Origin of the sequence: Pseudomonas sp. SWRI18 (assembly GCF_014268345.1) — a bacterium.
GTDB lineage: Bacteria > Pseudomonadota > Gammaproteobacteria > Pseudomonadales > Pseudomonadaceae > Aquipseudomonas > Aquipseudomonas cedrina.
Map to the genome: position 1 here is coordinate 1 of NZ_JACCQQ010000052.1, position 2,131 is coordinate 2,131.

1 protein-coding gene and 1 rRNA gene are annotated in these 2,131 nt (G+C 51.5%); both read right to left on the bottom strand.

The window, feature by feature from the left end; translation table 11 throughout:
- Positions 1 to 75: 75 nt before the first annotated feature.
- A 16S ribosomal RNA gene (locus H0Z09_RS27155) occupies positions 76 to 1,612 on the bottom strand.
- 293 nt (positions 1,613 to 1,905) lie between these two features.
- On the bottom strand, positions 1,906 to 2,131 hold a 226-nt coding region (locus tag H0Z09_RS27450; RefSeq protein ID WP_238340311.1), incomplete at its 5' end, for a hypothetical protein.

Consider the following 2,131-nt stretch of genomic DNA (forward strand, 5'->3'; position numbering starts at 1 on the left):
GGCTGCTTCTTATCGTCTTCTTCAATGAATCAAGCAATTCGTGTGGGAACTTATGGAGCAGCTGATGTCGTCGATTAAGGAGGTGATCCAGCCGCAGGTTCCCCTACGGCTACCTTGTTACGACTTCACCCCAGTCATGAATCACACCGTGGTAACCGTCCTCCCGAAGGTTAGACTAGCTACTTCTGGTGCAACCCACTCCCATGGTGTGACGGGCGGTGTGTACAAGGCCCGGGAACGTATTCACCGCGACATTCTGATTCGCGATTACTAGCGATTCCGACTTCACGCAGTCGAGTTGCAGACTGCGATCCGGACTACGATCGGTTTTGTGGGATTAGCTCCACCTCGCGGCTTGGCAACCCTCTGTACCGACCATTGTAGCACGTGTGTAGCCCAGGCCGTAAGGGCCATGATGACTTGACGTCATCCCCACCTTCCTCCGGTTTGTCACCGGCAGTCTCCTTAGAGTGCCCACCATAACGTGCTGGTAACTAAGGACAAGGGTTGCGCTCGTTACGGGACTTAACCCAACATCTCACGACACGAGCTGACGACAGCCATGCAGCACCTGTCTCAATGTTCCCGAAGGCACCAATCCATCTCTGGAAAGTTCATTGGATGTCAAGGCCTGGTAAGGTTCTTCGCGTTGCTTCGAATTAAACCACATGCTCCACCGCTTGTGCGGGCCCCCGTCAATTCATTTGAGTTTTAACCTTGCGGCCGTACTCCCCAGGCGGTCAACTTAATGCGTTAGCTGCGCCACTAAGAGCTCAAGGCTCCCAACGGCTAGTTGACATCGTTTACGGCGTGGACTACCAGGGTATCTAATCCTGTTTGCTCCCCACGCTTTCGCACCTCAGTGTCAGTGTTGGTCCAGGTGGTCGCCTTCGCCACTGGTGTTCCTTCCTATATCTACGCATTTCACCGCTACACAGGAAATTCCACCACCCTCTACCACACTCTAGTCAGTCAGTTTTGAATGCAGTTCCCAGGTTGAGCCCGGGGATTTCACATCCAACTTAACAAACCACCTACGCGCGCTTTACGCCCAGTAATTCCGATTAACGCTTGCACCCTCTGTATTACCGCGGCTGCTGGCACAGAGTTAGCCGGTGCTTATTCTGTCGGTAACGTCAAAATTGCAGAGTATTAATCTACAACCCTTCCTCCCAACTTAAAGTGCTTTACAATCCGAAGACCTTCTTCACACACGCGGCATGGCTGGATCAGGCTTTCGCCCATTGTCCAATATTCCCCACTGCTGCCTCCCGTAGGAGTCTGGACCGTGTCTCAGTTCCAGTGTGACTGATCATCCTCTCAGACCAGTTACGGATCGTCGCCTTGGTGAGCCATTACCTCACCAACTAGCTAATCCGACCTAGGCTCATCTGATAGCGCAAGGCCCGAAGGTCCCCTGCTTTCTCCCGTAGGACGTATGCGGTATTAGCGTCCGTTTCCGAACGTTATCCCCCACTACCAGGCAGATTCCTAGGCATTACTCACCCGTCCGCCGCTCTCAAGAGAAGCAAGCTTCTCTCTACCGCTCGACTTGCATGTGTTAGGCCTGCCGCCAGCGTTCAATCTGAGCCATGATCAAACTCTTCAGTTCAAACATCTTTGGGTTTTTAAGAAACCCTAAACTTGGCTCAGCAATCGTTGGTTACATCTTTGATTTCTCGCGGAGTAACTTGTGATGCTGATAATCTTGTTGACTATCAGTCTGACTCCACAAGCACCCACACGAATTGCTTGATTCAGTTGTTAAAGAGCGGTTGGTTAAGATCTTTCGTCTCAACCGAGGCGCGCATTCTACAGCAGCCTCATTTGCTGTCAAGTGATTATTTTCAGAAGTTTTCGAAGAATTCTTCAACAACTTCAACCACTTGCGCTTCCGATCTCTCGTCAGCGGGAGGCGAATTCTACAGCGTTACACGCTGCTGTCAACACCTCTTTTTCTCCGCTTTCGACCGAGAAGATCGAAACGTTAATAGAGCCAGACAACACCGCTCTACCAACTCCTTCTGGGCCTCGATGAACTGAAGCAGGTCGCTGTCGAATCTCGCATAACTCTTTGTTTACCAAGGAGTTTTCCGTTTCGACTGCGCCGGAAGTGGGGCGAATTATAGAC